2 protein-coding genes and 2 pseudogenes are annotated in these 2,889 nt (G+C 67.1%); 2 read left to right on the forward strand and 2 right to left on the reverse strand.

Translation table 11 applies throughout. From position 1 onward, the window contains the following. Together ACT3UL_RS19155 and ACT3UL_RS19160 are read right to left on the reverse strand one after the other, a co-directional pair. Positions 1-1,172, reverse strand: a 1,172-nt coding sequence (locus ACT3UL_RS19155) for an ISL3 family transposase (RefSeq protein WP_444579994.1), incomplete at its 3' end; no start/stop codon positions are given. A 280-nt stretch (positions 1,173-1,452) separates the two neighbouring features. After that, positions 1,453-2,043, reverse strand: a pseudogene (locus ACT3UL_RS19160) (transposase); the annotation flags it as partial. A gap of 68 nt (positions 2,044-2,111) precedes the next feature. Here ACT3UL_RS19160 and ACT3UL_RS19165 point away from each other — a divergent pair. Next, positions 2,112-2,540 (forward strand): annotated as a pseudogene (locus ACT3UL_RS19165) (transposase); the annotation flags it as partial. Between the two features lie 85 nt (positions 2,541-2,625). After that, positions 2,626-2,889: helix-turn-helix domain-containing protein (locus tag ACT3UL_RS19170; RefSeq protein WP_444579995.1), on the forward strand; the 264-nt coding region annotated here is incomplete at its 3' end.

The following is a 2,889-nucleotide window of genomic DNA, read 5'->3' on the forward strand; positions in this document are numbered from 1 at the left end:
CCGTTACTGGTGCCGGGACGATCGAAGAACGCCAGGACGTCGTCGGCGCGCTTGGTCAGCGTCTTGCCCAGCTTTCCCAGCTCGACGAGGGTGTCTGGGACCTTCGCCCTGAGCGCGGCGATGACCTTCTCCATCATCGTTCTGGCTCTGGTCCGGTCGGGTTCTCGATAGGCGGCGATCATGGCCTGGTAGATCTCCCAGGTCGCCTCGATCGCAGCGTGCGGGTGGTGGGCGAACAGGGCGTTGAGGCGTTCGCGCTGCCGCTGGGTCAGCAGCTTGGTCCCGGTGTGGAGGGTGCGGCGGGCCTTGTAGAGAGGGTCGTCCTTACGGCCCCGGCGCTTGTGGAGCTTCTGCTGGATCCGCCGCCGGCAGTCATCCAGAGCGTCCCCAGCCAGACGGACGACGTGGAAGGGATCCATCACCGCGACCGCTCCGGGGAGGACCTCGCTCGTGGCTGTCTTGAACCCCGTGAACCCGTCCATCGCGACGACCTCGATGCGGTCCTTCCACGCCTCGGGGCGGGCCTCCAGCCAGGCCTTGAACGCTGCCTTGGAGCGGCCCTCGACCATGTCCAGCAGCCTTGCCGGCCCGGTCTTGTCCCTGGTGGGGGTGAGGTCGATGATCACGGTGACGTATTTGTCGCCGCGGCGGGTGTGGCACCAGACGTGCTCGTCGACGCCGATCACGCGGACTCCGTCGAAGCGGGCCGGGTCATCGATCAGCAGCCGTTTCCCCTCGGCCAGGACGGCATCGTTGGCGGTGTGCCAGGCCACGCCCAGCCCAGAAGCGACCCGGGCGATCGAGAGGTGATCGATGACCAGGGCCTCCAGCGCCCATCGAATCCCGCCCCGGGAGAGCTTCGCCCGCGCAGCTGCTGCAGCGGTGGTGTCTTCGCGCCAGTGGGTTCCGCAGTGATCACACCGGTAGCGCCGGATCCGCACCAGCAACGTGGTGGGGCGGTGGCCGAACGGCTCATGCGCCAGGGACCGCGAGATGGAGCCCCGCGAGGTCGAGAGTGCTCCGCAGGCACGGCACCATGGATCCTCCTCGGCGACCCTGCACTCCAGCACCGCCCGGTGGGCCGTGAGTTCTTGGCCGACCACGACCAGACCAAGCTCCTCGAGGCGAGTGAAGGTCGTCAGGTCGGGGCTGTCGAAGGTAGCGTTGCGCACGTCGAGGTCTTCCTGATGGCGAGCGTGAGAACTTCCATCTTCGGGAGACCTCGACGTCTATCCCGGCACCGACGCGCCCGACCCATGCCCCCCGCTACCCCCTCAACTGCGAAGAGCCATATTTCATGGGTCCGGCGAGCGGGGTTGGTCGGCGTCGTTGCCGGTGTTCGCGGGCTGATTTTGACATTGGGGTGTGACGGTTCGCCGCGTGTCGGTCGCGGTGGTCGGATGTCCAGTCCAGGGATCCTCGGGCAGTGTGGTCAACGACGGGGCCGTGGAGCTATCCGGCGGGGGCGGGTAGCTGGGCGAGGCGGGCGTGGCCTGCGTGGATGGTCCCGGCCCAGATCGACCGATCCGAGAGATGCAGGACGAGCTGTCGGGCGTGCCGGGCGATGGTCGCGGGGATCTGGAACAGACGGTGGCGCAGGCGCTTTGGTTCCCATCTCCTGGCGGGCTGATCAGCGAATCCGAGCAGCCCCATCCAGGCGGTGATCTCGCTGGCCAGAGCCACGATCTGGCACCAGATCCGGTTCTGCACGAACGAGGTCAGTGGCAGGTTCCGCAGGCCCATGTCCTTCGCGATCCGGATCCGGTCTTCGTAGCGGGCGCGGCGACGGTGACGCACTTCGAGGTCCGCGAGCTGACCCTGCGCAGTGTTGGTCGCGAAGGCGGTCAGGCGGTAGCCATCGACGTCATCGAACCGCAGCTGCGCGCCAGGATGGGGGCGCTCGCGACGGACGATCACTCGCATCCCATCGGGCCAGTCCTCGTCGAGGTCGAGCAGCCCGGTCAGTTCCGCGACGTCCGCTCCCTCCCTGACCTCTCCGTCGGAGTTGTAGGCCGGCTCCCACACGTGCTTCGGGATCAAGCCGAACGGTGGTGTCATAGCGTCGTAGCAACACTCCCGGTCGGTGGGGGCTCGAGGCGAGGAGGCCTGGGATGGCGCGGCGGCGACTTACGTTCACGGAGCGGATGGAGATCTCGACAGGATCGAAGGCCGGGTGGGGAGTCCGTAGGATCGCTTATCACCTGGGTAGATGCCCTTCGGTGGTCTCCAGGGAGCTTCGACGGAACTCGACGAAGACGCGCGGCTATCAAGCTGTGACTGCGGACGTGAAGGCGCAGCGCCAGCGTTCGCGCCCACAGGTCCGGAAAGTGGCGAAGGACCCGGTGCTCCAGGCGAGGGTGAACGCCGATCTCGCAGCGTCATGGACGCCGAACGAGATCGCGGGTCGCTTGCGTCTGGAGGCCGCAGACCCGACCGTTGAACGCATGGCGAAATCTCCGAACGCTCAGGGCCGCACCGTCAGCGGAGAAACGATCTACCAGTACATCTACGCGATCCCCCGCGGAGAACTCGCGACGCGGGTCAAGTCCCGGGAAGTGGTGGGTGGTGTCATAGCGTCGTAGCAACACTCCCGGTCGGTGGGGGCTTGAGGCGAGGAGGCCTGGGATGGTGCGGCGGCTGCTCACGTTCACGGAGCGGATGGAGATCTCGACGGGATCGAAGGCCGGGTGGGGAGTCCGCAGGATCGCTTCTCACCTGGGTCGATGCCCGTCAGTGGTCCCCAGAGAGCTTCGACGGAACTCGACGAAGACGCGGGGCTATCAAGCAGTGACCGCGGATGTGAAAGCGCAGCGCCAACGCTCGCGCCCACAGGTCCGGAAAGTCGCGAAGGACCCGGTGCTCGAGGCCCGGGTCAGCGCCGACCTCGCT

It is taken from the genome of Brachybacterium sp. 107 (assembly GCF_052379725.1).
Classification (GTDB): Bacteria; Actinomycetota; Actinomycetes; order Actinomycetales; family Dermabacteraceae; genus Brachybacterium.